At 40.9% G+C, this 1,427-nt stretch carries 2 protein-coding genes; one reads left to right on the top strand and one right to left on the bottom strand.

The features are described from left to right. Nucleotides 1-183: 183 nt before the first annotated feature. Nucleotides 184-714 carry a GNAT family N-acetyltransferase gene (locus tag F6K38_RS41900; protein ID WP_044492567.1) on the bottom strand — a complete coding sequence of 177 codons (531 nt, stop codon included), beginning with the start codon at nt 712-714 and terminating at the stop codon, nt 184-186. 184 nt (nt 715-898) lie between these two features. On the opposite strand from F6K38_RS41900, the gene F6K38_RS41895 reads away from it, so the two are divergent. Continuing rightward, a partial coding sequence (locus tag F6K38_RS41895) for a PEP-CTERM sorting domain-containing protein (protein ID WP_287360746.1) occupies nt 899-1,427 on the top strand: 529 nt, incomplete at its 3' end.

Below are 1,427 nucleotides of genomic sequence, written 5' to 3'. Positions count from 1 at the left end.
TACCAACAGGCTCTACAGATTGCTGTCAAGCAGTTGGGAAAGGAACATCCTACAACCCGCACTATTTCCGGTAATTTGAAGAATCTATTGGGAAGATCCCAATTTGGCAAATCGGCTCAAACTAACGAAAATACTAGGGTTTTAAAGCATAAATAAAAGTGTTATAGCAATCCTAGCAACCTATCACCATAGTTTAGGATTATTTAAAGACTTTACGCATTTGATATTTACAGCAGCACATGGCTCCTCTATCTCGCCAAGTAGGAGCGCCTGCCAACCAAAAGGCCACTGCAATGGATATGGAGGAATGAAATGTGTTGCCAACTCTGCCTTAAAGCCAAATCGTTGATAATACCTAGGATCACCATACACGAAGACAATATTCACATTCATACTACGCAATCTCTTAATCCCAGCATCAATTAGTTGACTCCCGATACCATTACCTTGGCATTCTGGCTTAACAGCGAGTGGTGCCAGAATATAGCCATGAAAATCTTGTTTTTCGGAAATAAATACAGGACTATATGCAACGTTTCCAATTATTTTATTGTCATCGACTGCTACCAATGATAAGGTACATGGCTCGGTAATATTGGATATGAGGTCATCAGCGAGAGATGCCACAAGATCACCCTCCCCGGTAGGAAAGGCTGACATATGTAAGGAGCGCACGCTCTCACGATCCCTTATTTCTGCATCTCGGATAATCATGTTGTGCGGCTTCATGTATTGAGTTATTATTTAATTCTATATCCCATAAGGTACAACTTGATCCCCCTAAATCCCCCTTATTAAGGGGGACTTTGAAGTTGAAAAGCGTACCTCATAACTGAGAGAAACGCTATATTATTCAATGTTTAGTCTAAATTACAGTTTTGATCAACCCAAGGTTTCTATGAAAAATCTAACTCTGCTATCTGGCACACTCCTGATTGCTACCTCTGGATTGGTTTTGGTGGCACCCCAGGCAGCTTCAGCTTTAAATTGGAACTGGAGTTATTCTGCTCCTGGTATCGAAGCCAGTGGTACTTTCACTACTAATGATACTCCTGATGATTTGGGTTTTTTCCTGATTTCTGAAATTACTGGCACCCGCAACACCGAAACAATTACTGGTTTGCAACCTACTGGTACTTCTACACCGGGAAACGAACCTTTCGAGGTTGACAATTTAATTAGTATTGATGGTAATCAGTTAACAACTGACGGCTTTGGGTTTTCCACCTCAGCTGGAAACTTTGTTAATGTCTTTTTCGCTAGTTTTTTGCAGCCCCCTAGTTTTTTTGAAATTTTTTCAGCACCGCCATTTATCACTGGTTTTGAAAATTTTGGACCAGAAGATAGCGAGTTGCCGATTAGTTTTTCTGCGAAACCGGTGATTGTCCCTGAACCCACTCATAGTATAAGTATCTTTACCCTTGCCA

Origin of the sequence: Moorena sp. SIO3B2, from assembly GCF_010692525.1 — a bacterium.
In the GTDB taxonomy this organism is placed as follows: domain Bacteria; phylum Cyanobacteriota; class Cyanobacteriia; order Cyanobacteriales; family Coleofasciculaceae; genus Moorena; species Moorena producens.
This window is presented reverse-complemented; position numbering and strand designations above follow the sequence as displayed.